The sequence below is a fragment of the Parasphingorhabdus sp. genome (genome assembly GCF_059726685.1).
On record NZ_AP041068.1, the window covers coordinates 638,078 to 662,275 of the forward strand.

Genomic DNA, 24,198 nt, shown 5'->3' on the forward strand with positions numbered 1-24,198 from the left:
TCTGTGAACGCTTTAGCTTACGTTCACGTAAACGTCAAATATCTATGTTGCGGCGCAGCATCATCATTCTTGAGGATAATGCCTAGCTGTACTTTATGACCTATGCCCGTGTTCAGGCAGCGTCTTTCACTTGCGCAACAATTTTCTTCGCAGCATCGCCCAGATCATCGGCAGATACGATCGGCAGACCGCTATTCGCCAATATTTCCTTGCCCTTGGCAACATTGGTACCTTCCAGCCGGACTACGAGTGGAACCGAGAGGTCGACTTCTTTGGCCGCAGTGACGATACCTTCGGCGATGATGTCGCATTTCATGATGCCACCGAAAATATTGACCAAAATGCCTTCTACAGCGGGGTCAGCCAGAATGATTTTGAACGCTGCGGTCACTTTTTCGGTGGTTGCGCCGCCGCCCACATCGAGGAAGTTTGCCGGGAATGCGCCGTTGAGCTTGATGATATCCATCGTCGCCATGGCAAGGCCGGCGCCATTGACCATGCACCCGATATTGCCGTCCAGTTTAATGTACGCGAGGTCATATTTGGAAGCTTCGACTTCTGCCGGATCTTCCTCGGTCACATCGCGCAATTCCATCAGGTTTGGGTGACGCATCAGAGCATTACCGTCAAAGCTCATCTTGGTATCGAGCACCAGCAGCTGCGCATCTTTGGTTTCCACGAGCGGGTTAATTTCCAGCATCTCGCAGTCCATGTCAGTGAAAGCGGTATAAAGCTGTTTACCGAGTTTCTGAGCCTGCTTGTTGAGATCACCAGACAGGCCGAGAGCAAAAGCCATGGACCGGCCGTGATGCGGCATGAATCCTTGCGCAGGATCAATCGTGATCGTCTTGATTTTTTCGGGCGTGTTATGCGCCACATCTTCAATATCCATGCCGCCTTCGGTGGATACGATCATCGCGATCCGGCCGGTCGCCCGGTCGACCAGCATGGAAAGATAATATTCTTCGGCAATGTCGACCCCGTCGGTGACATAGAGCCGGTTAACCTGCTTGCCTTCTTCGCCTGTCTGGATGGTAACCAGCGTGTTGCCGAGCATTTCGGTGGCATTGTCGCGGACGGCATCGACCGATTTGGACAAACGTACGCCGCCGCTTGCATCTGGCCCCAATTCCTTGAACTTACCTTTGCCGCGTCCACCAGCATGAATTTGCGCCTTCACCACATAGAGCGGTCCGGGCAGTTTTTCGGCCGCCGCGACAGCTTCGTCAACGGTCAGGGCTGCGTGGCCCGCAGGGATGCCGATGCCATATTTGGCGAGTTGTTCTTTGGCCTGATATTCATGGATGTTCATGGGACGATGCAGCGCCTTTCTTGTATCTTTGGTTAGCGAGTCTTGCGGAGGGCTAAAGCACAGTCAGGTAGGGATTTCCACCCCGATTTACGATAATATCCGGCGAAATCCGGTTGTCACAAAGACAATTGCATCGCGCAGCGTCGCTCTATGGGCAGACCGCTGGCTTTTTCAGTCGCCAATACGGATTGGAGTCGCCCTGATTGCTGACTTTCTTCCAGCGTTTGGAAGCCCATATTCTGATAGAATTGCTCGTTAAATGGCAGGTTGCGAAAGGTGGTCAGCGTAATCGTCATGATTTTCTCGCGCCGCGCTTGATCCGTCAGGGCTTCTAGTAAGGCCCGGCCAATGCCGCGCTTTTGATGCTCCTGGTGTACGGATAGTTCCCAGATATGATATTCTTGATCAAATTGTTCGGCGGTCAGAAACCCTACCCGCTCTTGATCGGCCGTTTCGGCAACCCAGACCAGCCCTTGCTTTATCCGTTGAAGCTGCGCCTCTGCCGATAGGACATCGTCGCTGTTGGCAATCCATTCAAGCCCGGGAACAGGCAGAAAGGCTGACCCTGCTGATCTTTCAATAGCAGGCAAATGGTCCGCGTCCTCGGCCACAGCTTTTCGGCATCCGATTGGCTGTATATTCATGGTCATTTCACCGCGCAAACCAGTCCCGAAGAGGTCACGACACCCAGTATCTCAGGGTCCTGCAGCGCTTTGGTCCGCTTTACAAACTCATTGACGCTGATATCGCCGGGATCGCGCTTGCGCAGTTTGTCGAGGCGGTTGAGCTTGTCGATTTGTGCGTAGGACAGGCGATCCACCATCCGGTCTGCCATGCAGCTTGCAATCGGCTTGGACAAGCCTGCGCTCATCAAGCCATTGCGGACGCGGGTTTCCGGTGTTGTGCACGCGGCCAGACTGGCGATCAGCGCCAATCCGGCCACGAGATGCGTCCGGGTCATTTCTTTTCTTTGGCCAGTTCGATGGCGTCCAGCACGACTTTGCGAGCCTCTTCGGCATCACCCCATTTACCAACACGGACCCATTTTTCAGGTTCCAGGTCTTTGTAATGGGTAAAGAAATGTTCGATTTGCTGCATGACGATCTCGGGCAGGTCGCCGCCCTCTCCGATCGCGCGATAATAGGGGAAAGTCGCATCAATCGGAACGCAAAGCAGCTTTTCATCACCGCCATGTTCGTCTTCCAGGTTGAGCACGGCGATTGGGCGGCATCGCACGACACAGCCCGGCATGAAAGGCGAGCGCGCGACGACCAGCGCGTCCAGGGGATCGCCATCGGGGGACAAGGTATGCGGAATAAAACCGTAATTGGCGGGATAGCGCATCGGCGTATGCAGGATGCGGTCGACGAAAAGCGCGCCGGAGGCTTTGTCAAATTCATATTTAACCGGTTCACCGCCAACGGGGACTTCGATGATGACGTTCAGGCTTTCCGGCGGGTTATCGCCGATAGGAATCTGGGTGATGTCCATGGATTGTGGTCCTACTATCTGGTTTTTGGCTTCAAAAGCCGGTCAATGCCCCCTTCAATTGCGTCACCCTCTTCCGTGGTTATTTTTTTCAGGTGCGGATAGCGAAGCCCACCGGAATAATCGACCATAAAATTGCTATATTGATCGTCATCCTTCGCAAAAATCTCGATTTTGTTCATTTGCCCGCGATTTTCCTCAATCGCCTGGGTTAGCATCTCACCGCTATAGGCCTTGCCATTGACTGCGGTGATGGTGAGACCGGTTTTCAAGCCAGCCTTAAATGCCGGACCATCCCACATGACTGCCTTCACCACGCCCTTGTCGCTCATCACCAAGCCAATACTGTGGCTGAGATCAATTTGCTTTCGGCGTTTGTCATTGGCTTGGATATAGTCGCTACGCGTGGCATCATAGACCAGCTTATACCCGCCAAGGGTCAAACCGTTTTTGGGTGCTTCTGTTGTCGGCTGATAGACGCGCTGCTCGATAAACTCTGCCCAGTCATAGGGTTGAATGGCATTCAGAGTGTCTATGACATCGTCCAGCTTATAAGTGACCACGCCATAATCACCGTTTCTGCCCTTGAAGAAGCGGCGGGCGAAATTCTCGAGCGATTTCTTGTCGCCTGATTCGCGGCGAATAATGCCATCAACCTCCAGCCATATCAGCAGGCCTTCATTGTAATAATCTTCCTGCCGCTGCCAGCTGCTCCACGGTTTTGGTTTGCGCGCGGCGATTATCGGATCATGGGTGGTGTCGATCAGCGGGCGCCATTGCCGACCCACACGCCGGTCCATGCCCGCTGCAATAGCCGCAAAGGCATCCAGCGTGTCCTGTTTTGAATAGAGCCCAGATCGGGCGCCGAGCACATAGCCCCAAAACTGGGTCTGCCCTTCATAGACCCATAGCAGATTGTCGCGCATCGGTTCGCGAAAATCAGGCGTCCACATGCCCGCCGGACGGCGATACTTGCCGTTCCAGGCGTGAACAACCTCATGCGGTAACAGGTTGCGGCGGCCCGGCCCTTTTTTCCATTCGGTAAAATATTCCCGGTTCACACCATTTTCGGAAGACCGGTGATGTTCAATTCCGATACCGCCCATTTCTTCGGTCAGGGCGAGCAGGAAATCATACCGGTCATAGGGATGGGAACCAAACAGGCTTTCGGCTTCGCGCATCAGCTTGCTGTGCTTGGCGATGTGGGACTTTGCGGGCCTGAGATATTTCCCGTCATCGGCGACAATATTCAGGTGGGCACGGCGGCTTAGACGATAGGTTTGAAAATGCTTACCAGCAAAGACAGGGCTGTCGACCAAGGTGTCATAATCCGTCTTTTGATAGGCGACACGGTTGGTACCGGTTGATTTATCCTGCCTTGTTTTTGGCCGCATGGCGCTCGCTGCGCGCCAGCCGTCCGGATAGATGGCGGTCGCTTCCACCGGGATCTGGCGAACATAATGGCCAGCGGGATAGAGCGACACCTGATGCCAGCGCAGGTTCAGCATCGATGGCGCCATCACGACACGGCCCTGACTTGCTGTCGTGGCGGAGGTGAACTGGAACCGCGCTTCAATTTCCTCTATCCCGGGCGGGATATCGATATGAAATGCATAGACATCGACATCATCGCGTACCCAGGCCAAATCTGTTTTGTCTGCTAAAATACGCAGCCCGGCTAGCTTTTCAATCTCTCCCCGCGGCGCATGATTACCGGGCAGCCATTCAGGGTAAAGCAGCGTTAGGCGTTTTAGTCCGGAGACTGGAATAAACTGTTGGACCTTGAACACACCCTGTTTGTTATCGCGCGCATCGACAATCAGGCGCATGGTGCCAGGAAATGGGATATCCTGCGCTTTCGGGATTGTTTCTTCCGGCGCGGTATAAACCGGTTTGCTCAGATTGTCCGGCATTGCGGCTGAGGCAGTGTTGAGGGGCGAAATAACGGAAAGGGCCGAAACCAGGCCCAAAAGTGCAACCAGACGCATACTAATTTTATCCCCGTAGATTATCGCCAAGTCTGAATGGCGGGTTTTGGCGGCTTCGTCCAGAGGGTGGACAAGAAAAGCACCAATATAAACAATAGAAACAAGCCATCTTTCGCTTTTGCGCAGCACCGGCTAAAGCGCGCTCAAGACAAAGGGCAGATATGGCAAAGATACAAACACCGCAACCGGTACGCGGTACGCAGGATATATTTGGCGAAGACCAGGAGCGTTTCCAGCATGTGGTGGAGACGTTTGAACGCGTGCGACGCCTTTACGGGTTCAAGGGCGTGCAAATGCCGGTGTTTGAGCCAACGGCGGTTTTTGCCCGTTCGCTGGGCGAAACCACCGATGTTGTGTCAAAGGAAATGTATAGCTTTGAGGATCGCGGCGGCGACAGCCTGACCCTGCGTCCGGAATTTACCGCCGGAATTTCACGCGCCTTTCTGACCAATGGCTGGCAGCAGCATGCTCCGATGAAATTGTCCACCCACGGCCCGCTATTTCGCTACGAGCGTCCACAAAAGGGTCGCTATCGCCAGTTTCACCAGCTCGATGCCGAGATTATCGGTGCCGGTGAGGCGGCGGCGGATGTCGAGTTGCTCTGTTTTGCGGATCAGCTTTTGAAAGAGCTGGGCATCTCGGACGGTGTGACCTTACAGCTTAATACCCTGGGTGACGCGGAAAGTCGCGATGCATGGCGCGATGCGCTGGTCGAGCATTTTCAGGCGCACAAGGGCGATCTGTCCCAGGACAGTCAGGACCGGCTGGAACGCAATCCGCTGCGCATCCTCGACAGCAAAGAGCGCCAGGACCGCCCGATTGCCGACAGCGCGCCGGAGATTGACGCCTATCTGTCGGATGAGGCGAAGGAGTTTTTCGGGCAGGTGACCGAGGGGCTCGATGCTTGCGGCGTAGCATGGGAACGCAACAGCCGATTGGTGCGCGGGCTCGACTATTATCGTCATACCGCGTTTGAGTTTGTGACCGACAGGTTGGGCGCGCAGGGCACAGTGCTGGCCGGTGGGCGTTATGACGGTTTGATTGAATCGCTGGGCGGACCCGCGACACCGGCTGTTGGCTGGGCTGCGGGGATTGAGCGGCTCGGGATGTTGCTGGATGAGGCCATACCTGCTCCCGTGGAACTGGCCATCTTGCCCATGGGGGATGATGCGATAGCCAAGGCCTTGTCGGTTGCGAGTGAAATGCGGAGCTCACAATTTTCTGCTGAAATATTTGCCCGCGGTAAATTCAAAAAACGGATGGCGCGTGCCAATCAAGTTGGCGCGCTTGCTGCGATCATCATAGGCGAAGATGAATTGGCATCAGGCAAGGTGCAGTTTAAAAATCTTGCCACTGGCGAGCAAAACGAGCTCGAATTGGCGGATGTTACCGAAAAGATGTGGGACCTCAGATTCTCTGAGGATCTGGATAATTTTGAGTCCCATCTGGATGATCTGGAACAAGAAGTTGCACAATTGGGAGAGGGTGATTGACCACCATTACACCCCAACGCATCGCCCAGATCGAAGCGCGCTTTGCCGAGCTGCAGGCGATGATGGCGTCTGGCAATCTCGACGGTGATAAGTTTGTCGAGGTTTCCAAGGAATATGCCGAGATCGAACCGGTAGCCGAGGCTGCGGCCGAGGTTCAGCGCCTGCGAGACGAGCAGACGGGGCTGGAAGAAATGCTCGCCGGTGATGATGCCGAGATGAAGGCTATGGCCGCCGATGAAGTCGATGACGTCAAGAAAGCGTTGGAAAAAGCTGAACATGCGCTGGCGCTAAAACTCTTGCCGCGGGACAGCGCCGATGATCGCCCCGCGATGCTTGAAATTCGCGCCGGTACCGGCGGTGATGAAGCAGCGCTTTTTGCGGGTGATCTCTATCGGATGTACAGTCGATTTGCCGATGAGCAGGGCTGGAAGGTCGAGTTGATCTCGGCCAATGCGTCCGAAGTCGGTGGGTTCAAGGAAGTGGTGGCGAATATCAATGGCAAGGGTGTGTTCGCAAAGCTGAAGTTCGAATCCGGCGTCCACCGCGTCCAACGTGTACCCGAAACAGAAAGCGGCGGGCGGATTCATACCTCGGCGGCAACGGTCGCGATTCTCCCGGAACCAGAAGAAGTCGATATCGACATCCGTACTGAAGACCTGCGCATCGATACTTACCGGGCGAGCGGCGCGGGCGGCCAGCATGTCAACAAGACCGACAGCGCGATTCGCATCACCCATTTGCCCACCGGATTGGTGGTACAATGTCAGGATGGCAAGTCACAGCATAAGAACAAGGCGCAGGCGATGAAAGTGCTGGCGGCGCGGCTCTATGAGCAGGAACGCGATGCCGTGCAGAGCGAGGAAGCGGAAGTGCGCAAATCGATGGTTGGTTCCGGCGACCGGTCCGAACGCATCCGTACCTATAATTATCCGCAAGGCCGGGTGACCGATCATCGGATCAACCTGACGCTGCACAAGCTGCCCGAAATTGTCGAAGGTGGAGGACTGGGTGAGATGGTCGATGCGCTGATCGCCGAAGATGAGGCCAGCCGTCTCGCCAATCTGGATGGCTGACATCGCTGCGGTATTGCGAAACGCGGCGCAGGCTCTGGGATCGGTCAGCGATACGCCGCGTCTCGATGCAGAATTGCTGATGGCGCATCTTTTGGAGATCGATCGGGAGCAATTGTTGCTGGATTTGCCAAAGCTGACCGTTCCGGAAGGTTTTGCAGAGCTGCTGAAGCGCCGCAGAGCGCACGAACCCGTCGCGCATATTATTGGTGAGCGGGAGTTCTGGAGCCTGCCGTTTCATGTCAGTCCCGATGTCCTGATTCCCCGTCCCGATAGCGAAATTCTGATCGAAACAGCTGTGCAAATCGGCAAGATTCATCCACCGGCACACATATTGGATCTCGGAACAGGAAGCGGGGCGCTGTTGCTTGCCGCATTGTCCGAGTTTCCAGAAGCGCAGGGCGTGGGAATGGATGCCAGCGCTCCGGCTTTGGCGGTCGCTCATAACAATGCTGATCGCCTGCGACTCAGCGATCGGGCGCATTTTATATTGCAGGACTGGACAGCAGTGGGCTGGACACAGTTCCTGAACGGGCGGTTTGATCTGATTCTTGCGAATCCGCCCTATGTATCAACCAAGGCCGAATTATCCCGCGAAGTGGCTGACTTTGAGCCCCATCAGGCGTTATTTGCCGGCGCGCAAGGCATGGATGATTATGAAATCATCATTCCGGCGTTGGTGGAGCTATTGTCCGAAAACGGCACCGCGCTTCTGGAAATAGGTTTTGATCAGGCTGAGCCGGTAGCAAAACTGGCTGAAAAAAACGGCTATATTGTTGAATGCAAACAGGATTTGGGTGGTAATGACAGGCTTCTCGTCCTGCGACGGCGCACTGGCTGATAAAAATCACTTGGATTTGGCTTATGAAGGCGCTAAGGATGTTTCAGGCCCGGATGATTTCTGGCAATTTCCCTAAAATCGCTGGCCTACCCCCATATAGATAATATTGCTGATGTCCGGCGATCTTTTATCTTTTTTGGGTTGCTGCGGATCATGTGATCAGCAGCACGGGCACTGCCTTTGTGGCAGTAAAATAACAGGAAAGACCGAGTTTATTAACGGTATAAGGACACCCAGAATTTGATGAATAATCGTCAGGCCGGCGGCCGTCGCCGTGGCCGGAACAACAATAATCGCAATCAGGGCAACCGCGGTGGCGGCGGTATGGACCGGGAAAACCGGATCGACAACCGCGCGCGTGGCAATGCAGCCCAGATGCTGGATAAATATAAGAAAATGGCGCAGGATGCCCAGGTGAATGGCGACCGCGTCAATGCCGAATATTATCATCAATTTGCCGACCATTATTTCCGGGTGAACGCAGACAGCCAGGCGCGCCGCGAAGAGCAGCGATTGGCCCGCGAGGAACAACGAAACCAGAATAATGATCGCAATGACAATGCCGATGACACTGCCGATCAGGATGCTCGCGGACGTCCGCAGCGCGGACGCCGGCCCAAAGCGGATGATCAACCGGAAAAAGCAGCCGGTTCAGACGGTCAGGATAATGTGGACGCGCCAGCTGAGAAAAAGCCTGTCCGTGCGCGCCGCCCGCGTAAACCGGCCGGTGAAGCCGCAGAAGCCAATGGTGAATCAAATGGTTTGGATGCCAGCGCTTTGCCTCCCGCCATTTCGATCAAATCGGATGATGGTTCTGATAGTGAGGCTGAGGCAAAACCGGTTCGCAAGCGCCGGACAGTAAAAGCCAAGGCGGCGGAAGCCGAAGCACCGTCGGAAGGCGACGCAGCCTAAGTCACTCTGACTTTTCATTTAAGGCACTATTGAACCATCCCGGCAAATCCAGCCCGTCAAGATCGTCAACGCGGCGATGTTCGATGGACAGTCCAAGATCGGGATAGGCCACGCGCTGACGCTTTTCGGCTGCCTGATCCAGCGGCACTACGACAAGACGGCGGTTTATCTTTTGACGATAGTTCATCCGCGCCGTGTTTTCCTGCCCAACATAGCAGCCCTTGGTAAAGCTGACGCCGTTCAGTTCGGTCGCATTGCATTCCAGCCACAGGGTTTTGTCGCTACCCAGTTCTTCTTGGCCTTCGGTCACACCGAGCGAAAGACGATGCGCCTTATAAGCAGAATCGGCGCTTTCGTCTTTCTGACTGTCGTCCAGCCAGCGATGACCAAGAGTTGTGAGTCGCGGATCAGTTGGCTTTCCGGCCGCATCACGGGACCAGTGTACGGTGATGGCTTCGTCCATCTCGATCACGATCTTCCGGCGCAGGCGATAGAGTTTCAGGCGCTTCGCCAGCGCTTCGGCATGCTCCTTTTCACAGTCGATCAGGATGTCATCACCATCGGCCCACAGGAAAAAGTCGAACAGTGTTTTGCCCTGGGCCGTAAGCAAGGCCGCCCATTGCGGGGCGTCCGGCTGAACGGCCTGCATATCCTGTGTGACAAGGCCCTGCAGGAATTCCCGGCAGTCTTCGCTATCATGGCTAGCAGATATGCGGATTACCGCGCGTTCATTTAGTCTGGTTTCGGTCATGCAGATTAGGTAGGGACGCTCAGCGTTAAAAGAAAGCCCGAACCATGAATCAATCGCCCGACCAGATTACCATCCGCCAGCCGGATGACTGGCATGTCCATCTGCGTGATGGCGATATGCTGCGGTCAGTGGCCAGCTATACGGCGCGGCAATTTGCCCGGGCCATTGTCATGCCCAACCTGTCGCCGCCGGTAACGGACAGCGCCAGTGCGGCGGCGTATCGGGAACGGATTTTGGCTGCGGTCCCGGATAACCCGGCGTTCACGCCGCTGATGACATGCTACCTGACGGATACATCTGATGCCGATGATATGGCACAGGGATTTGAAGACGGTATTTTCACCGCCGCCAAGCTTTATCCCGCCAATGCGACGACCAACAGCGCCCATGGTGTTACTGATGTTGCCAATATCATGCCGGTGCTTGAGCGGATGCAGGATATCGGCATGCTGCTATTGATCCACGGTGAAGTTACCGATGCGGATGTGGATGTTTTTGACCGCGAAGCAGTGTTTATCGACCGCACTCTGTCGAAAATCGTCTCGCAGTTACCCGAACTGAAAGTGGTGTTCGAGCATATCACCACCGCCGATGCGGTGGATTTCGTAAACGCCGCGGGTCCCAATGTTGGCGCGACGATCACACCGCAACATCTTCACATCAATCGCAATGCCATGTTTCAGGGCGGGATTCGCCCGCACGCCTATTGCCTGCCGGTGGCCAAGCGCGAACAGCACCGACTGGCTTTGCGTAAAGCGGCGACGTCGGGATCGCCGAAATATTTCCTCGGCACGGACAGTGCGCCGCATGAAATAGACGCCAAGGAATCGGCCTGCGGTTGTGCCGGTATCTTCAATGCGCCTTATGCATTGGAAAGCTATGCGACGGTGTTCGAGGAAGAAGGCGCGCTCGACAAACTGGAGGGCTTTGCGTCGGAACATGGCCCTAATTTTTATGGTCTCCCGCTCAACGAAGGCACGGTCACCTTACAGCGATCCGCGGTCACAGTGCCGGACAATATCGAAGCGGGCGGGGCGAAAATCGTACCTTTTCACGCCGGACAAGAACTGCGTTGGCAGATTGTCGGGTAAGAGGAACTAGGTCACAGCCGTTTTCTTGCTGGCGCCGCCGAAAATCGCGTCGGCGGAGAATATCGCAAGGCTGATCCAGATCAGAATGAAGCAGATGACATGTGACGTCGTCAGCGGCTCGCGATAGAGTAATACACCGATCAGAAACTGCAGCGTGGGTGCAATATACTGTGTCAATCCGATGGTGCTGAGCTTCATTTTCTTGACCGCCGCAGCAAAAAGCATAAGCGGCGTGGCCGTCACTATCGCACCGCCAAGCAGCAGCATATCAATGGTCAGATTGTCACCAAGATGCGTGGTTGTTGTCGGTGCTGTGGTACCAAAAGTGATCCAGCCGATGAACAGCAGGAACGGCAAAAGCAGATAGCTCGTCTCGACAGTCAGCCCGACGATTGGACCGACATCAGTAACTTTGCGGACTAAGCCATATAACCCCCATGACCCCGCCAGTGCGAGACTGATCCACAGGGTTTGCCATGCCTCCATCGCGAGGATGGAAACGCCAATGGCGGCTATGGCGACGGCGATCCATTGGTTACGACTCAGCTTTTCCTTGAGGAAGATGTTAGCGAGAAAAACGCTGAGCAACGGGCTGATGAAATAGCCGAGGCTGGCTGCGAGAATGTGGTCTTCCTGAATGGCCCAGACATAGACGAGCCAGTTAACGGTAATGAGCAGGGCTGTCGCCAGCAAGGGCCCACGGATTTTTGGCTCTGCCCAGGCGATGCGTAGACCGGATAGGTTTTTACGGAAATAAAGGATGATCAAAAGAACCGGCACCGACCAAACAATCCGGTGGGCAACGACTTCGAGCGGGGCAACGCTCTCCAACAATTTGAAATATATCGGCATTACACCCCAGATGATGCAGGCAAGAAATGCTTGCAAAAGCCCCAGTCGGCTAGTGGATGCTTGGCCTGTCATAGCATTGCGCCTAGGCCCCGACCGATAGGGTGGCAATATAAATTAGTTTGGGCCGCTGATAATTATGCTGTCCTACAGGGATGCACTTGGGGTATGTTTCGGTCCATGCGTAAGATGGCGCCTTGTTGAATGGCTGCGGACCGACTTTAGTTTGTCGCGCAAAGCACTCGGTTCAGCAGAATTTCAACCCTGTTTTGCGTATAATTTGTCAACTTCTGCAGACAGCAGCGGGCCTTTATTGGACGCTGCGTAAAGACGGGGGTCAGATAATCCCGCCGCCTACCCACAGGCGAAATGCGCAAATGCACATGACGATCAGGCAGAAATACATGCCGCTGCTGCGTGAAGAAATCAGGCCGAACAGAGCGCCGACGCCTGCAATGGGTAAGATTAGCCAGTTGGTCCAGCCGAGAAGGGGAACCAGTCCGACAAAAGCCAATATGAGGGCGATGCCGCCGATGAGTATAGAAATTAGATTAGCCATAACTGTATTATAGGTATAGTGCACCGATTTTGCAAGTGTTTCTATGGAGATAAGCCTAGGATAACAGGGCGTTTAAGGGAGGAAGACCATGGATATCAATGAAATCAGGATAGAAACCGAACGCCTGATAATGCGGCCACCCAATGCCGATGATTTTGATGCATGGGCGGCGTTTCACGCAGATGAAGCGACCATGACCTATCTTGGCAGCGTGCAAAGCCGTGCGGAAAGTTGGCGGGGTCTGTGTGCCATGGTTGGTGCCTGGCATGTGCGCGGCTATGCGATGTTCTCGCTCATCCTGAAAGACAGCAATCAATGGATCGGCCGAATCGGTCCTTGGTATCCCGATGGCTGGCCCGGCACGGAAGTGGGGTGGGGCGTGGCCCCGGAATATGCTGGCAAAGGCTATGCGCTTGAAGCGGCAGTGGCGAGCATGAACTATGCAGTGGATGAGCTGGGCTGGAGCGATATCTGTCATACGATTGATCCTGAGAACCTCGCTTCGATAAAATTGGCCGAACGGGTCGGTTCAACCAATCGCGGTCCGACAAAGCTGCCCGCTCCCTATCAGGATGCGCGGGTTGACGACTGGGGGCAATCGCGTGAACAGTGGCTGGAGAACAGAAAGCAGTTTCAATGAGCTGCGAAGGAACAAGAGCATGAGGGAGAGCATTTAAATGGCTGAAGACAGATATCTGGATCCGACGCGGGAACATTTTGATGCATTCAAGGCGCTGCCCCGCGATGTGCCGATCAACATGCTCAACCTGCTGCGTTTCCATGAGCATGCCCAGTATCCTGAAGATCATCCCAATGCTGCGCACGGCTGGAGCGGTGCGCGTGCCTATGAAGAATATGGCAAGACGAGCGGGCCGATTTTCAAACGGGTTGGCGGGACGATTATCTGGCGCGGCAAGATGGAAGCCATGGTCATCGGCCCGGATGACAAGCAGTGGGATAGCTCTTTCATTGCCCGCTATCCGAATAGCGGCGCGTTTCTGGAGATGGTCACGGATCCGGAATATCAAAAAGCGGTTATCAACCGGCAGGCTGCTGTCCTGACGTCCAGGCTCATCCGATTCGGGGAAATTGACGGGCCGGACGGGTTTGGTTGAGAATCCCGATTTGGGACAGGCGGTTAACGGAAGATTGGCGGTTTAACCATATTTCCTAACAGAAAATTAACGCTTTTTGGTGCAATTGTTCGGGCATATTCAGGAGCATATTGCATGACACACCTATCCCGTTCCCTCTTGCTGACAGCCACGGCATTTGCTTTGCCGTTGACCCTGGCTGCCTGCGGAAGCAACGAAGGCAATGAAGCGGAACTGGCAGAGCTGGACGACAATCTGACGGCCGATCCTGCAATGAACGATGCTCTGGAAGACCAGATTTTGGTTGATCCTGATCTTACCGATCAGGCAAATACCAACGCGATCCGCGGTGCCAATGGCGCGATTGATGGCAAGGTCCCGCCAGCGGGCGGCAAGGCTTATGCTACCGCCCAGTTTGAAGGCAAGATGCTGAGCGCGCCCAAGCCGCGCAACATGACATCGGACGACGAATGCACCAGCTGTGCCGGTTCAGAAGGCATAACTCTGGGAGCGAAGGCCGAGGCGCAGGCCGCACAGCGCGGCAAAGGTACATGTGACCAGAAATTGAGCTATGATATGGGCTGGGCCAACCGGATGCCACCGGAGTTCCCGGTTTATCCCAAAGCCAATGTCAAGGAAGCAGCCGGCGTTGAAGGCGGGCTATGCGATATTCGCGTGGTCAGCTTCTCTACCGCCAGTCCGATTAAAAATGTCGTCGACTATTATTACACGCAGGCCAAGCGCGGCGGCTATAGCGCGGAATATCTGCTGCGCGGCAGCGAACATGTACTGGGCGGAACACGCGGCAATGATGATGGTGCTTTTGTCATCACGCTTAACAAGCGGTCCGGCGGTGGAACGGTAGTTGATATCGTCGCCAATAACGGGCGCTAGTCTGTACTGAAATTATTGAGGCCGGATTTTCGCATTTCACATATCCGGCAGAAGGAAGGGGTAGCTTCGGCGGCCCCTTTTTCTATGGGGCAGGCTTACTCGCGATAGCTGCCGCCGCCGTCGACGGTAATGTCATTTGCAGTAGTGAAGCTGCTCGCATCACTGGCCAGCCAAAGCATAGCATCGGCGACTTCCGTGGCTAGTCCGACCCGGTTTATGGGATGGTTGCGGTTAAACACTTCCACCGCCTCATCATGCGGTCCGGGATAGGCGGCGAGATAGCGTTGATACATCGGTGTATCAATCGCGCCAGGATGAACAGTGTTGACCCTCACCGGATATTTCTCTGCGGCGCAATGCAATGCTAAGGATTTGCTGAGCGAGGTAACCGCGGCCTTGCTGGCGCAATAGGCGGCAAATTGCGCGCCCGGCCGCATGGCCAGCATCGACCCGATATTGACGATGGTGCCGTCTTCGCCGCTTTCAATTATGGCGGGCAAGCCTACGCGGCAGCCATTGAACGTACCGTGCAGGTTGATGTCGATGGTGCGGTTCCAGCTGTCGAGATCAACTTCGTCCACTGACCCGGGCTCGGAAATACCCGCGACATTGAACAGGGTCGTGATCTTGCCGAACTTCTCTTTGGTCGCGGCAACCGCTGCTTCCCATTGATCAAGATTGCGGACATCCAGTTCGACTGCAGCTGCACGGTCGCCCAGAGCCGCGGCATGTGCCTGCGCTTTCTCCAGCTGGATATCGCCAAGCATGACAGACCCGCCTTCTTCGACAAACCGCTGCGCCGCTGTGCCGCCAATGCCTTCAGCGCCGCCGGAAATCAGCGCAACTTTCCCGTCCATCATCCCCATAGTCTCTGCCCTTTATCTGTTATCAGCGTTTGTCAAAAGTGAGCGGAAGATTGGTTAGTCCGCGCAGCATCATATTGGGCGGATAGGTCAGCTCCGCCCCTTCCTGAATCCGGATATTGTCAATCCGCTTGGCAAATTGCTGGAAGGATACTGTCATCTCCTTGCGCGACAGCATATTGCCGACGCACATGTGAATGCCCTTGCCAAAGGCGAGATGGGTGCGTGCGTTTTTACGCTCGACATCAAATTTATTGGGATTTTCAAACTGCTTGGGATCGCGATTGGCGGCATGATAGCGCATCATCACCATCGCGCCCTTGGGCAGCATGACCCCGCCGAGTTCCGCATCGCGGTGCATGACCCGCCAGATACCTGATGATCCGCTGGACATGCGCAGCACCTCTTCGACGGCATTGGGTATGAGGGAGGGGTCGTCCTGGATCTTCTGATATTGATCGGGGTTGGTGGCAAACAGACGCAGCCCTTCACCCAGCGCTGCCGTTGTGGTCTCATTGCCTGCGACCATAAGCTGTTGGACAATGGAAAGCGATTCCGCATCATCCAGCGGCCGTTCGCCATCGACCTGAGCATTGACCAGATCGGAGAGGATATCGTTCTTCGCCTCTTTCCGGCGTGCATCCATATTAGCTTTGAGCGCATGTTGATATTCGACTACTTCGCGCTCGGTTTCCAATTGCCGTTCCCGGGTCATCATGCCGGACAGCCTGTCGACAAAGGCATTGGTCCAGCGTTTGATCGTATCCGCATCGGCGACGTCGAGGCCCAGTTGCACGGCAATGGTCCGAACCGGCATCGGGATCGCATATTCCTCCATGAATTCGCATTCGCCCTTGTCGATAAAATTATCGATCAGCTCGTTCGACATGGCTCTGATGCTGTCTTCCAGCTTGTTCACCTTGGGCATGGAGAAAGCCAGGTTGACGAGCTTGCGAAAGCGGGTGTGCACGGGCTGATCGGCCGTCAGCAGCGTGTTGACCTGCGGCCACCCATCTGCCTGAATGGCCTGAATTTCCTCATCATTGGCGAGCTCTTCGTCGGATTTTCCTCCAGAGAGCAATGCTGTAAAATTATTGGAAAAATCATCTAGCCGGCCCACGGCTTCGGATATCAGATCATAGTCGAGGACAATATAAGCGCCGCTGGCTTCGTCCAGGAACACAGGGCTTTTGGCGCGCTGTTCTTCATAAAAGTCAAAGGGATCAACCAATATATCTGGCTGAAATAGAGATTTTGAAACCGCTTCGTTCATGTCTTTGTTCCTGTTAGGGTTCAGTCAAAGGCGGGTGTCGGCACGCCTTCTGCGTTGTAAACCGGGCCTTCTGCGTCCACGCGATATTTTGCACTGACCGCATTGGTCAGCCCAAATTTTCCGATATGAGCAAGCATGCTGGCATAATGGACATCTTTGAAATGCTGCGCGAGAGCGTCTTCGTCGGTCCATTCCTCAAAAACTTCAATTCGCGATGGATTGTTAAGGTCTGCGCACCAGCTATAGCACAGGCAGCCTTCCTGACTCAGCGCGCCGTCAATATAAGGCTGCGCCGTTTTCAAACATTCTTCCCGTGTTGCCGGATCCACATCAATATGCGCCGCGATTACTATTTTAGCCATTTTCCCAATTCCCCCTAAAGCTTTTGTCCGCCCAGTTGAGCGACGACATTGAATATGCGTTTCTTGTAGAGCCACTGGCCGTCAATCTTGACGAACTCGTCGTCGTAGCGGCCACCCGCTATTCGCGGTTCCCCCTTTTCAACCAGTATCTCATGGGTCTGGTACCGGCCAGTAGCGGTATCACCAGTGATTTCAAGACTGCCCGGTATGCCCAGGAAGCTGACGGCATCAAACTGGCTCATTGCGCCATTCCACAGATTGACGATATTCTCGCGCCCGACAACTTCGGTGCCCATTAGCGACCAGACGGCATCTTCCGTCCAAAGCGCGCCCCAGTCATCGGGGTCGGTGCGCAATACTGCATCACAATAGGCGTCGTGTAATTCCCGTATTGCCAGCCGGTCTTCTATTGGTCCTGAAAACATGGACTCATCCTCTCCTCTTTATGGGAGAGATTACACGGTAAAAGCGCCAGACATGCAAGCTGCCATAAGTGCTAGGTAATAACCCGCTAGTCGCCGCTGATGCGTTCGATGTCCGCGCCGACGGCCGCCAGCTTTTCTTCCAGCCGTTCATAACCGCGATCAAGATGATAGATGCGCTGTAACTGCGTTTCACCTTCGGCTGCGAGTGCTGCGATCACCAGACTCATCGACGCTCGCAGGTCGGTGGCCATGACCGGTGCGCCCGTCATTTTTGTCACGCCGCGAACCACGGCGGTGCGGCCCTTGGTCTCGATATCCGCACCCATCCGGTTAAGTTCGGGCACATGCATATAGCGGTTTTCAAAAATGGTCTCGGTCAGCACACTGGCGCCATCGGCCATGCAGAGCATCGCCATCAACTGCGCCTGCATATCGGTGGCAAGGCCAGGATAAGGCGCGGTTTCCAGGGTGAGCGGTTTGAGCTTGCCGTTGGCCGCGACCTTGATGCCCTTGTTATACGGTTCGATATGTAGTCCAGCTTCAGTCAAAGCGGCCAGTGTTGCTTCCATCTCATCCGCCTTGGCGCCAACCAGATCCACCTCTCCGCCGGTAATGCCAACCGCACAGGCGTAGCTGCCCGCTTCAATGCGATCCGCCATGACGCGGTAGGTACAGCCATGCAGGCGCGGCACGCCATGGATGATGAGGTCAGACGATCCGATTCCGTCAATTTCCGCGCCCATCGCAACCAGCATATTGCACAGGTCGACAATTTCCGGTTCCCGCGCTGCGTTTTTCAGGCGGCTGGTGCCATTGGCCTGGACCGCGGCCATCAGGGCATTTTCCGTCGCCCCCACCGAAACGACCGGGAAGGTAAATTCACCGCCCGGCAGGCCGCCATCCGGCTGCCTTGCGGTAACATAGCCGCTGGTGGTTTCGATCACAGCACCGAGCGCTTCAATTGCTTTAAGATGTAGGTCAATCGGCCGGTTGCCAATCGCACAGCCACCGGGCAGCGACACCCGGCATTCGCCAGCACGGGCCAGCAAAGGCCCGAGCACCAGGATGGAGGCGCGCATCTTGCGCACAATGTCATAGGGCGCTTCGGTTGAGGTAATCTTGCCGGCTTTCAGCGTCATTACCCGGCCGAAATCTTCCGGGCGCGCACCTTCAATGGTGGTGGATACGCCAAGCTGGTTCAGCAAGTGCCCGAAACTATCCACGTCAGCGAGCCGTGGCAGATTGCGCAAAGTGACCGGTTCGTCTGTGAGCAGCGCACAGGGCAACAGCGTCAAAGCGCTGTTCTTTGCGCCAGAAATCGGAATGATGCCAGACAGCTTTTTGCCGCCGCGTATTGAGATAATATCCATCGCGATGGTTTAGCGAAAATGCGCTGCCGTGCAAGGGACAGCGACCATCATCGCGGTAAAGTTACAAAAGCGCTTTGTGCCTAGTGGTCGAAGCCCGGATTGGTCCGGTTCAATTTGCGCATCAGGCCAGGCCAGACCAGATTGTCGCCTAGGCCGGGCATAAAGGCAGGCGCGGTTTGCTGATGCACACGCTGACCCATATCTTCCGGCTCCTCGTGCAAATGCTCTGCACCGCCAACGGCTTGCGCCAGAATTTGCGTCTTGCAGGCATTTTCAAGGAAATACATGCGCAGGAAAGCCAATGCACAATTTTTGCCAACAGTCAGAGTACCGTGATTGCGCAGAATCAGCAGGTTCTTCTCGCCCACATCTGCAATCAGGCGCTCGCGTTCGTCCAGGTCCAGCGCAATGCCTTCATAATCATGATAAGCGAGATCTTCATGCACCTGCATGGAAAATTGCGTGTAGCGGCGCAGGCCCTCTTTTTGCACCGACACTGCGATTCCGTACGGTGTATGGACATGGATGACACAACCCGCATCTTCACGAGCGCTGTGGACCGCGCTGTGAATGGTGAACCCGGCGGGATTGATGAAGTAAGGCGTGTCCTGCTTGATATTGCCTTCGAGGTCGATCTTGACCAACGAGCTTGCGGTCATCTCGTCAAACATCACGCCATAGGGATTGATGAGGAAGCGTTCTTCGCCATCTTCGTCAGGCAGGCGCGCGGAGATATGGGTGAAGACCAGATCGGTCCAGGCATGCATCGCGCAAAGCCGATAGGTTGCCGCGAGATCACAGCGTAATTTCCATTCAGCGTCAGAGACTTTCCCTTCCAGCCGGTCAATGGTCGTTGGGTCGGGAATGTTGAAACCGGCATCAACCTGCATTGCGCTGCCTGCGTTTTTTTCGGGAGCGTCTTTTACTGCGGTGGCCATCACTGTCTCTCCTTGTAGAATCGTTTCCGCCTATTGCTCCGATAATGGCATAATCATGGCCGCCTAGGACAGCTTTTTTTATCTCGAATCGGTCTGGGCATTGATTTCAATAGGGGCGTTCCCAATTCGGCAATCCTGTCCACGCCTCTGAAAATTTGATAAGTGTGATGATATTCTTCCCCCTGCAAAAAGGCAGCCTATGCCAGAGCAACATGAAAACGCACCAGAACTACCCTGTTCCATTGTAACAGAGCTGCGTTCCGGCATGAAGGTTTGTTTGCGCCCGATTCACCCTTCTGATCAAGGTAAGATTGAGCGCGGTATCATGGAATTATCTGATCGCTCGCGCTATCTGCGCTTCTTCTCCAGCTTTAAAATTGCCCCTGCGTCCGTGGTCGAAAAGCTATCGGCCGTAGATGGCATTAATCATATTGCCTGGGGCGTGGTCAATCTGGATGCGGATGATCACCCGCCCATTGCGGCGGCCCATGCGATCCGAAGTACCGATGACCCGGCAAGGGGTGAGTTCGCGATCGCGGTGCTCGATGAATATCAAAGCAAGGGTGTATCACGGGTGTTGATTGCCGCATTGTTCAGCAACTGCCTGGAACAGGGGCTAAGCAAGCTGGATATTGCGGTGTTGCGCGAAAATAGAAAAGCCGCTGGCCTGATCGCTGCAATGGGCGCCGAGATGACGATTAGCCAAGATGCAATTGCTTATTACAGCCTTGATCTGCAGAGCGCTTTAGATGCTTTACGGGCGATGGAAAAGCCAAAGGGTTTACGCAATATATGGGTCGCTTTTGACGGTTAGGCGATGTTGCTGACGCCGATTTTTGCGCCACCGGCTTCAGGGGGCGCTGAGATCCAAGTTCGCCGCATCCCTGTCACCAAATAGATAAGCATCGAACCAGCGGGCATTATGTTCCATCGCGGCCATCCGCTCTTTAGGCCGGGAAATCACATGACCGGTATCCTCATAGATAACCAGTTCGGTTTCGACGCCAACATCCTTTAGTCCGCGGAAAAACTCCATGCCATTGGCGAAGGGCACACGGCTATCATTGCGGCCATGTTGAATCAGTGTCGGTGTAACCGCATTTTTGATCGACCCCATGGCTCCGGTTGCCTTATAAATTTCCGGATCATCCGATGGAGTTGCTTCCAGATAAGCAAGCGGGCTGGTGGGTTGATCGCTTAGGGCATAATATGTCCCATAGTCGGTGATTCCCGCTCCCACAGAAAACGCCTTGTAGCGCGTCGTTCGTACGGCGAGACCGGCGGTTACTGTGCCGCCCGCACTCCAGCCCATGGCGCCGAGCTTTTCGGGGTCAGCTATGCCGATCTTTATGAGGTGATCGATTCCGGATTCGACATCTACCGTGTAACCGATGCCCAAGGAGCGGACGTTCGCTGCCATCAGTTCGTCGGTATAGCTTCCGGACCCCCGGTAATTGGGTTCAAAAATCGCAGCGCCTTTACGTAGCCAATATTCGGTCGGGTAAATTTCATCCGCCACACGCCGTGGGCGCGAGGTGGTTGATGGACCGCCATGAGCGATAACCAGCACGGGCATACGTCCATCCAGCCGGTTTTCCGGAGCTGGTAGGGTCAGGACCCCTTCCAAATCCAGCCCGTCCGGCGTGGTCCATTGAACTAGACGCACTTCGGTATCCGGCCAGTCGGCGATCGCTTGACTGAACTGCGTGAGGCGCTTTTCATCAGCATATCCGGTCGCCGTCACTTTACGTGTGTAAATCTCCTTCGCGCGCTCGCCATCCACCGCGCCAAAGGCAACAGTTTTGCCGTCAGCGGTAAAGGAATATCCCTCTACCCGGCCGCGACCAGCGGTCAAATTGGTGACGTTCCGCGAATCCAGATCCATGCGGTACAGATTGCTTTCGACCCGATAGTGCGACATGAAAAATATCGCGTTACCTTGCCAGCCAATAATATTGGCATCATTATATTTATCGGTCGTATCACTGATCTGTTCGATCTTTCCGCCTTCAATCGGCGTCAGGCCCATCCAATATTGACGGGTATAGTAATAAGGCGGCTCGCCCATGTGAAAGGCCACGGTTTTTCCATCCGGGGAGACTTTGGGGTCGAGATCCATGCCAGGACGGCGGACAACGGGGCGCTGCTCGGCGGTCGCGATATTGACCGCGGAAATATCCTGCGTCCCCAGATCATAGGGCGATCCGCTTTTGGCATGATCGAACAGGATTTCCTTGCTATCGGGCGTGAACGTAAAGCTTCCACCAAAGAAGCTGCCAATGGTGAAGGCTGTGCCTCCTGTCAGCCGCCGTAATGGTGCCTCTGTGTCCGTATGTTCGGAGCGCTTGGTAATTGGTGCATTCGCACTTCGGGCCTTTTTTAGGTCGAGCAACCACAGATGATCGCGGCCAGAATAATCGTCGGCAAATGCGAAATTACCATAAGCTTTTTCGACCTGCGCTTTGGATTTTGCCGGTTGCTCGCTCAGTTTCAAAGCCATGTAGCGGCCATCGGGCGACCAGATATAGGAATTGATTCCGCCCTGCAGAGCCGTGATCTGCCGGACGTTGCTGCCGTCCCGGTTCATCAAGAAAATCTGTGTGCCGATATCGGTGTTGGCTTGGTAGGAAATCTGCTGGCCATCGGGGGACCAAGCAATGTCGCCGGACGATCCATCGACATTGTTGGTCAGCTGAATCGATTTCCCGTTTTCTATGAGATGAATTTCCCGATCATAGCGATTTTTCTCCCAATCTGCGGTGCGGATGGTGAAGGCGACGGCTTTGCCGTCCGGGGATATTGCGGGCGAACCGGGCGTTTCAATAGATGCCATGCATTCCAACACACCGTCGCTACATCGATTCTCAGTGACGGACGGCGAAACGACCGCGTCGGCGGCATGAGCGGGCATGGCCGTGTTGGACAGTATGACGGCGGCACTGGACAGGCAAAGGGAGCGTTTCATTATGAGGACCTTCTGAATGTTGGGGGGATATCCAAAAAGAAAAGGGGGAGTTGAAGAAGAAGTGAAGGTCATCTAGCAACGATTTTCTGATTTTTCTCGCCTTTTATCGTTATAGATTCGGCGTAAATATGTGCCAGGAACAATAATTATGGCGAAAAACGCAATAGCGAAAATCTCCGACCTGGATGGTTTTGATCGGCAGATTCTTGAAATCATCCAGCATGATAATCAGCGGACCCATGCGGATATTGGAGTAACGGTAGGGCTGTCGGCCTCGGCGGTGAGGCGGCGGCTGAAACTGCTGCGTGACAGTGGTTTCATCGAAAAAGACGTGGCGGTGCTACGCACTGGCGATATCGGCGTTCGTCTGGTTGTCCTCGTTTCCTTCCAGAACGAAAGTATTGAGGCTTTTGATGCTTTTGATGAGCAGATCCGCTCGACGCCGGAAATTCTGCAGGGCTATCACATTTCAGGCCCGGTCGACTATTGCCTGATCGTGCAGGGACCCAGTCCGGAATGGTATGAGGACTGGGGCAAAGAAGCCTTTATGAGCAACCCCGCAATAAGGCGCTATGACAGCCATGTTGTCTGGTCCTGCAAAAAGTTCGAGACCGCGATACCGTTGTAGGATGTCGCAGTTGATCGAAATTATCTGGGTGGTGACTAGTCCCTGAGCAATCCCAAGGCGGCATAGGTCTTGTCCACCGTCGGTTGTGCCAGAGCCTGCGCACGTTTCGCGCCATCACGCAGGATCGCATCAATCGTGCTTTTATCCTTGCGCAATTCTTCATATCGATCACGGATCGGCGAGAGTTTGGACACGGCGAGGTCGGCCAAGGCCGGTTTGAATGCGCCAAAGCCCTGTCCGGCATGTTGGTCCAGCACTGCCTGTGGGCTGCTGTCTTCCAATGCCGCATAGATGCCGACCAGATTTATTGCCTCTGCGCGTCCCTCCATGTCTTCCAGCTTGCCGGGTAATGGATCGGCGTCGGTGCGCGCTTTTTTGATCTTCTTGGCAATGGTATCGTCATCATCGGTCATGTTGATCCGGCTCAAATCCGACGGATCAGATTTACTCATTTTCGCTGCGCCATCGCGCAGTGACATGATCCGCGCTGCGGTTGCACCGATATAAGGTTCGGGCAGAGTGAAAACCTCCTGTCCGGTATCATTGTTAAACTTGGCCGCAATATCGCGCGCCAGCTCGAGATGCTGTTTCTGGTCTTCGCCAACAGGAACATGAGTGGCCTGATAGATGAGCACATCGGCTGCCTGCAGCACGGGATAGCCATAGAGCCCGAGTGAGCTGCGTTGTTTATGCTTACCCGATTTTTCCTTGAATTGCGTCATCCGGTCCAGCCACCCCATTGGGGTGTTGCAGATCAGCATCCAGGCGAGCTCGGCATGCTGCGGTACCCGGGCCTGGTTGAACAGGATCGACTTTTTGGTATCGACGCCCGCAGCGACGAGGGCAGCCACCATGTTCCGGCAGTTGTCAGACAGTTCCGCCGGATCATTGGGGACCGTAATCGCATGCAGGTCAGCCAGAAAAAACAGGCATTCGGATTCTTCTTGCAGCTTCACCCAGTTTTTGATCGCGCCCAGATAATTGCCGAGATGGAGATTACCTGTGGGCTGAATGCCCGAAACCGTACGCATG

26 protein-coding genes are annotated in these 24,198 nt (G+C 54.8%); 10 read left to right on the top strand and 16 right to left on the bottom strand.

Annotation, left to right across the window (positions count from 1 at the left end):
- Positions 1-112: 112 nt before the first annotated feature.
- The 5 genes from sucC to AC6I9Z_RS03210 form a co-directional block, all read right to left on the bottom strand.
- Positions 113-1,312 carry an ADP-forming succinate--CoA ligase subunit beta gene (sucC, locus tag AC6I9Z_RS03190; RefSeq protein WP_461457094.1) on the bottom strand — a complete coding sequence of 400 codons (1,200 nt, stop codon included), beginning with the start codon at positions 1,310-1,312 and terminating at the stop codon, positions 113-115.
- Positions 1,313-1,428: 116 nt separating this feature from the next.
- Positions 1,429-1,956 carry a GNAT family N-acetyltransferase gene (locus AC6I9Z_RS03195; RefSeq protein ID WP_461457092.1) on the bottom strand — a complete coding sequence of 176 codons (528 nt, stop codon included), beginning with the start codon at positions 1,954-1,956 and terminating at the stop codon, positions 1,429-1,431.
- 2 nt (positions 1,957-1,958) lie between these two features.
- Entirely contained in the window at positions 1,959-2,273 is a 315-nt protein-coding gene (locus tag AC6I9Z_RS03200; RefSeq protein ID WP_461457090.1) for a hypothetical protein, read from the bottom strand.
- Complete coding sequence (gene ppa / locus AC6I9Z_RS03205; protein ID WP_109355959.1) at positions 2,270-2,803, bottom strand: inorganic diphosphatase; 534 nt, start codon at positions 2,801-2,803, stop codon at positions 2,270-2,272. Before ppa ends, AC6I9Z_RS03200 begins: the two co-directional genes overlap by 4 nt.
- Before the next feature lie 14 nt (positions 2,804-2,817).
- Positions 2,818-4,788, bottom strand: a complete 1,971-nt coding sequence (locus tag AC6I9Z_RS03210) for a M61 family metallopeptidase (RefSeq protein ID WP_461457087.1) — start codon at positions 4,786-4,788, stop codon at positions 2,818-2,820.
- Between the two features lie 161 nt (positions 4,789-4,949).
- Here AC6I9Z_RS03210 and hisS point away from each other — a divergent pair, with 161 nt between their 5' ends.
- The 4 genes from hisS (at position 4,950) to AC6I9Z_RS03230 (ending at position 9,104) form a co-directional block, all read left to right on the top strand.
- Positions 4,950-6,281 (top strand): histidine--tRNA ligase, encoded by a 1,332-nt coding sequence (gene hisS / locus AC6I9Z_RS03215; RefSeq protein ID WP_461457085.1) that lies wholly within the window; start codon positions 4,950-4,952, stop codon positions 6,279-6,281.
- A complete protein-coding gene (gene prfA, locus AC6I9Z_RS03220) occupies positions 6,278-7,354 on the top strand; it encodes a peptide chain release factor 1 (protein ID WP_461457083.1) in 1,077 nt (358 codons plus the stop codon). Before hisS ends, prfA begins: the two co-directional genes overlap by 4 nt.
- Positions 7,347-8,192 carry a peptide chain release factor N(5)-glutamine methyltransferase gene (gene prmC / locus AC6I9Z_RS03225; RefSeq protein WP_461457081.1) on the top strand — a complete coding sequence of 282 codons (846 nt, stop codon included), beginning with the start codon at positions 7,347-7,349 and terminating at the stop codon, positions 8,190-8,192. Before prfA ends, prmC begins: the two co-directional genes overlap by 8 nt.
- A gap of 243 nt (positions 8,193-8,435) precedes the next feature.
- Positions 8,436-9,104, top strand: a complete 669-nt coding sequence (locus tag AC6I9Z_RS03230) for a DUF4167 domain-containing protein (RefSeq protein ID WP_461457079.1) — start codon at positions 8,436-8,438, stop codon at positions 9,102-9,104.
- 1 nt (position 9,105) lies between these two features.
- Here the strand turns inward: AC6I9Z_RS03230 and ygfZ are convergent, their stop codons facing one another.
- Positions 9,106-9,855 carry a CAF17-like 4Fe-4S cluster assembly/insertion protein YgfZ gene (gene ygfZ / locus AC6I9Z_RS03235; protein WP_461457077.1) on the bottom strand — a complete coding sequence of 250 codons (750 nt, stop codon included), beginning with the start codon at positions 9,853-9,855 and terminating at the stop codon, positions 9,106-9,108.
- Positions 9,856-9,899: 44 nt separating this feature from the next.
- On the opposite strand from ygfZ, the gene pyrC reads away from it, so the two are divergent.
- Positions 9,900-10,946 carry a dihydroorotase gene (gene pyrC / locus AC6I9Z_RS03240; RefSeq protein WP_461457075.1) on the top strand — a complete coding sequence of 349 codons (1,047 nt, stop codon included), beginning with the start codon at positions 9,900-9,902 and terminating at the stop codon, positions 10,944-10,946.
- Between the two features lie 6 nt (positions 10,947-10,952).
- On the opposite strand, the gene rarD is transcribed toward pyrC, so the two are convergent.
- Both rarD and AC6I9Z_RS03250 read right to left on the bottom strand, forming a co-directional pair.
- Complete coding sequence (rarD, locus tag AC6I9Z_RS03245; RefSeq protein WP_461457074.1) at positions 10,953-11,870, bottom strand: EamA family transporter RarD; 918 nt, start codon at positions 11,868-11,870, stop codon at positions 10,953-10,955.
- Between the two features lie 262 nt (positions 11,871-12,132).
- The gene (locus AC6I9Z_RS03250; RefSeq protein WP_461457072.1) at positions 12,133-12,354 is read right to left on the bottom strand and encodes a hypothetical protein; all 222 of its coding nucleotides are present in this window, start codon (positions 12,352-12,354) and stop codon (positions 12,133-12,135) included.
- An 88-nt stretch (positions 12,355-12,442) separates the two neighbouring features.
- Between AC6I9Z_RS03250 and AC6I9Z_RS03255 the strand changes: the two genes are divergently transcribed.
- The 3 genes from AC6I9Z_RS03255 (at position 12,443) to AC6I9Z_RS03265 (ending at position 14,342) form a co-directional block, all read left to right on the top strand.
- Positions 12,443-12,994, top strand: a complete 552-nt coding sequence (locus tag AC6I9Z_RS03255) for a GNAT family N-acetyltransferase (RefSeq protein WP_461457070.1) — start codon at positions 12,443-12,445, stop codon at positions 12,992-12,994.
- Between the two features lie 37 nt (positions 12,995-13,031).
- Positions 13,032-13,469 (top strand): DUF1330 domain-containing protein, encoded by a 438-nt coding sequence (locus AC6I9Z_RS03260; RefSeq protein ID WP_461457068.1) that lies wholly within the window; start codon positions 13,032-13,034, stop codon positions 13,467-13,469.
- 114 nt (positions 13,470-13,583) lie between these two features.
- Positions 13,584-14,342: a hypothetical protein gene (locus tag AC6I9Z_RS03265; protein WP_461457066.1), complete on the top strand. Its 759-nt coding sequence runs from the start codon at positions 13,584-13,586 to the stop codon at positions 14,340-14,342.
- Positions 14,343-14,437: 95 nt separating this feature from the next.
- Here the strand turns inward: AC6I9Z_RS03265 and AC6I9Z_RS03270 are convergent, their stop codons facing one another.
- The 6 genes from AC6I9Z_RS03270 to AC6I9Z_RS03295 all read right to left on the bottom strand — a co-directional run bounded on the left by AC6I9Z_RS03270 (position 14,438) and on the right by AC6I9Z_RS03295 (position 19,573).
- Positions 14,438-15,202 (bottom strand): SDR family NAD(P)-dependent oxidoreductase, encoded by a 765-nt coding sequence (locus tag AC6I9Z_RS03270; RefSeq protein WP_461457064.1) that lies wholly within the window; start codon positions 15,200-15,202, stop codon positions 14,438-14,440.
- A 28-nt stretch (positions 15,203-15,230) separates the two neighbouring features.
- Positions 15,231-16,478 carry a cytochrome P450 gene (locus AC6I9Z_RS03275; protein ID WP_461457062.1) on the bottom strand — a complete coding sequence of 416 codons (1,248 nt, stop codon included), beginning with the start codon at positions 16,476-16,478 and terminating at the stop codon, positions 15,231-15,233.
- 20 nt (positions 16,479-16,498) lie between these two features.
- Positions 16,499-16,840 (bottom strand): putative quinol monooxygenase, encoded by a 342-nt coding sequence (locus AC6I9Z_RS03280; protein ID WP_461457060.1) that lies wholly within the window; start codon positions 16,838-16,840, stop codon positions 16,499-16,501.
- A gap of 14 nt (positions 16,841-16,854) precedes the next feature.
- A complete protein-coding gene (locus AC6I9Z_RS03285; RefSeq protein WP_461457058.1) occupies positions 16,855-17,265 on the bottom strand; it encodes a nuclear transport factor 2 family protein in 411 nt (136 codons plus the stop codon).
- 86 nt (positions 17,266-17,351) lie between these two features.
- Complete coding sequence (murA, locus tag AC6I9Z_RS03290) at positions 17,352-18,635, bottom strand: UDP-N-acetylglucosamine 1-carboxyvinyltransferase (RefSeq protein ID WP_461457056.1); 1,284 nt, start codon at positions 18,633-18,635, stop codon at positions 17,352-17,354.
- Between the two features lie 80 nt (positions 18,636-18,715).
- The gene (locus AC6I9Z_RS03295) at positions 18,716-19,573 is read right to left on the bottom strand and encodes a class II aldolase/adducin family protein (protein ID WP_461457054.1); all 858 of its coding nucleotides are present in this window, start codon (positions 19,571-19,573) and stop codon (positions 18,716-18,718) included.
- Positions 19,574-19,772: 199 nt separating this feature from the next.
- On the opposite strand from AC6I9Z_RS03295, the gene AC6I9Z_RS03300 reads away from it, so the two are divergent.
- On the top strand, positions 19,773-20,387 hold the full coding sequence (locus AC6I9Z_RS03300; protein ID WP_461457052.1) for a GNAT family N-acetyltransferase: 615 nt from the start codon (positions 19,773-19,775) through the stop codon (positions 20,385-20,387).
- Positions 20,388-20,423: 36 nt separating this feature from the next.
- Here AC6I9Z_RS03300 and AC6I9Z_RS03305 read toward each other — a convergent pair whose 3' ends face one another.
- On the bottom strand, positions 20,424-22,538 hold the full coding sequence (locus AC6I9Z_RS03305; protein ID WP_461457050.1) for a S9 family peptidase: 2,115 nt from the start codon (positions 22,536-22,538) through the stop codon (positions 20,424-20,426).
- 148 nt (positions 22,539-22,686) lie between these two features.
- Here AC6I9Z_RS03305 and AC6I9Z_RS03310 point away from each other — a divergent pair, with 148 nt between their 5' ends.
- Entirely contained in the window at positions 22,687-23,166 is a 480-nt protein-coding gene (locus AC6I9Z_RS03310; RefSeq protein ID WP_461457048.1) for an Lrp/AsnC family transcriptional regulator, read from the top strand.
- Between the two features lie 35 nt (positions 23,167-23,201).
- Here AC6I9Z_RS03310 and trpS read toward each other — a convergent pair whose 3' ends face one another.
- A complete protein-coding gene (gene trpS, locus AC6I9Z_RS03315) occupies positions 23,202-24,197 on the bottom strand; it encodes a tryptophan--tRNA ligase (RefSeq protein WP_461457046.1) in 996 nt (331 codons plus the stop codon).
- Position 24,198 lies beyond the last annotated feature (1 nt).

Coding starts and splice junctions, on each gene's coding strand:
- AC6I9Z_RS03275 (WP_461457062.1), bottom strand. CDS start 16,478: ATGAACGAAGCGGTTTCAAAATCTCTATTTCAGCCAGATATATTGGTT.
- ppa (WP_109355959.1), bottom strand. CDS start 2,803: ATGGACATCACCCAGATTCCTATCGGCGATAACCCGCCGGAAAGCCTG.
- AC6I9Z_RS03285 (WP_461457058.1), bottom strand. CDS start 17,265: ATGTTTTCAGGACCAATAGAAGACCGGCTGGCAATACGGGAATTACAC.
- murA (WP_461457056.1), bottom strand. CDS start 18,635: ATGGATATTATCTCAATACGCGGCGGCAAAAAGCTGTCTGGCATCATT.
- AC6I9Z_RS03210 (WP_461457087.1), bottom strand. CDS start 4,788: ATGCGTCTGGTTGCACTTTTGGGCCTGGTTTCGGCCCTTTCCGTTATT.
- AC6I9Z_RS03260 (WP_461457068.1), top strand. CDS start 13,032: ATGGCTGAAGACAGATATCTGGATCCGACGCGGGAACATTTTGATGCA.
- AC6I9Z_RS03270 (WP_461457064.1), bottom strand. CDS start 15,202: ATGATGGACGGGAAAGTTGCGCTGATTTCCGGCGGCGCTGAAGGCATT.
- AC6I9Z_RS03280 (WP_461457060.1), bottom strand. CDS start 16,840: ATGGCTAAAATAGTAATCGCGGCGCATATTGATGTGGATCCGGCAACA.
- AC6I9Z_RS03255 (WP_461457070.1), top strand. CDS start 12,443: ATGGATATCAATGAAATCAGGATAGAAACCGAACGCCTGATAATGCGG.
- AC6I9Z_RS03265 (WP_461457066.1), top strand. CDS start 13,584: ATGACACACCTATCCCGTTCCCTCTTGCTGACAGCCACGGCATTTGCT.
- prmC (WP_461457081.1), top strand. CDS start 7,347: ATGGCTGACATCGCTGCGGTATTGCGAAACGCGGCGCAGGCTCTGGGA.
- rarD (WP_461457074.1), bottom strand. CDS start 11,870: ATGACAGGCCAAGCATCCACTAGCCGACTGGGGCTTTTGCAAGCATTT.
- sucC (WP_461457094.1), bottom strand. CDS start 1,312: ATGAACATCCATGAATATCAGGCCAAAGAACAACTCGCCAAATATGGC.
- AC6I9Z_RS03300 (WP_461457052.1), top strand. CDS start 19,773: ATGCCAGAGCAACATGAAAACGCACCAGAACTACCCTGTTCCATTGTA.
- ygfZ (WP_461457077.1), bottom strand. CDS start 9,855: ATGACCGAAACCAGACTAAATGAACGCGCGGTAATCCGCATATCTGCT.
- AC6I9Z_RS03195 (WP_461457092.1), bottom strand. CDS start 1,956: ATGAATATACAGCCAATCGGATGCCGAAAAGCTGTGGCCGAGGACGCG.
- AC6I9Z_RS03200 (WP_461457090.1), bottom strand. CDS start 2,273: ATGACCCGGACGCATCTCGTGGCCGGATTGGCGCTGATCGCCAGTCTG.
- hisS (WP_461457085.1), top strand. CDS start 4,950: ATGGCAAAGATACAAACACCGCAACCGGTACGCGGTACGCAGGATATA.
- AC6I9Z_RS03310 (WP_461457048.1), top strand. CDS start 22,687: ATGGCGAAAAACGCAATAGCGAAAATCTCCGACCTGGATGGTTTTGAT.
- AC6I9Z_RS03230 (WP_461457079.1), top strand. CDS start 8,436: ATGAATAATCGTCAGGCCGGCGGCCGTCGCCGTGGCCGGAACAACAAT.
- AC6I9Z_RS03250 (WP_461457072.1), bottom strand. CDS start 12,354: ATGGCTAATCTAATTTCTATACTCATCGGCGGCATCGCCCTCATATTG.
- AC6I9Z_RS03305 (WP_461457050.1), bottom strand. CDS start 22,538: ATGAAACGCTCCCTTTGCCTGTCCAGTGCCGCCGTCATACTGTCCAAC.
- AC6I9Z_RS03295 (WP_461457054.1), bottom strand. CDS start 19,573: ATGGCCACCGCAGTAAAAGACGCTCCCGAAAAAAACGCAGGCAGCGCA.
- pyrC (WP_461457075.1), top strand. CDS start 9,900: ATGAATCAATCGCCCGACCAGATTACCATCCGCCAGCCGGATGACTGG.
- trpS (WP_461457046.1), bottom strand. CDS start 24,197: ATGCGTACGGTTTCGGGCATTCAGCCCACAGGTAATCTCCATCTCGGC.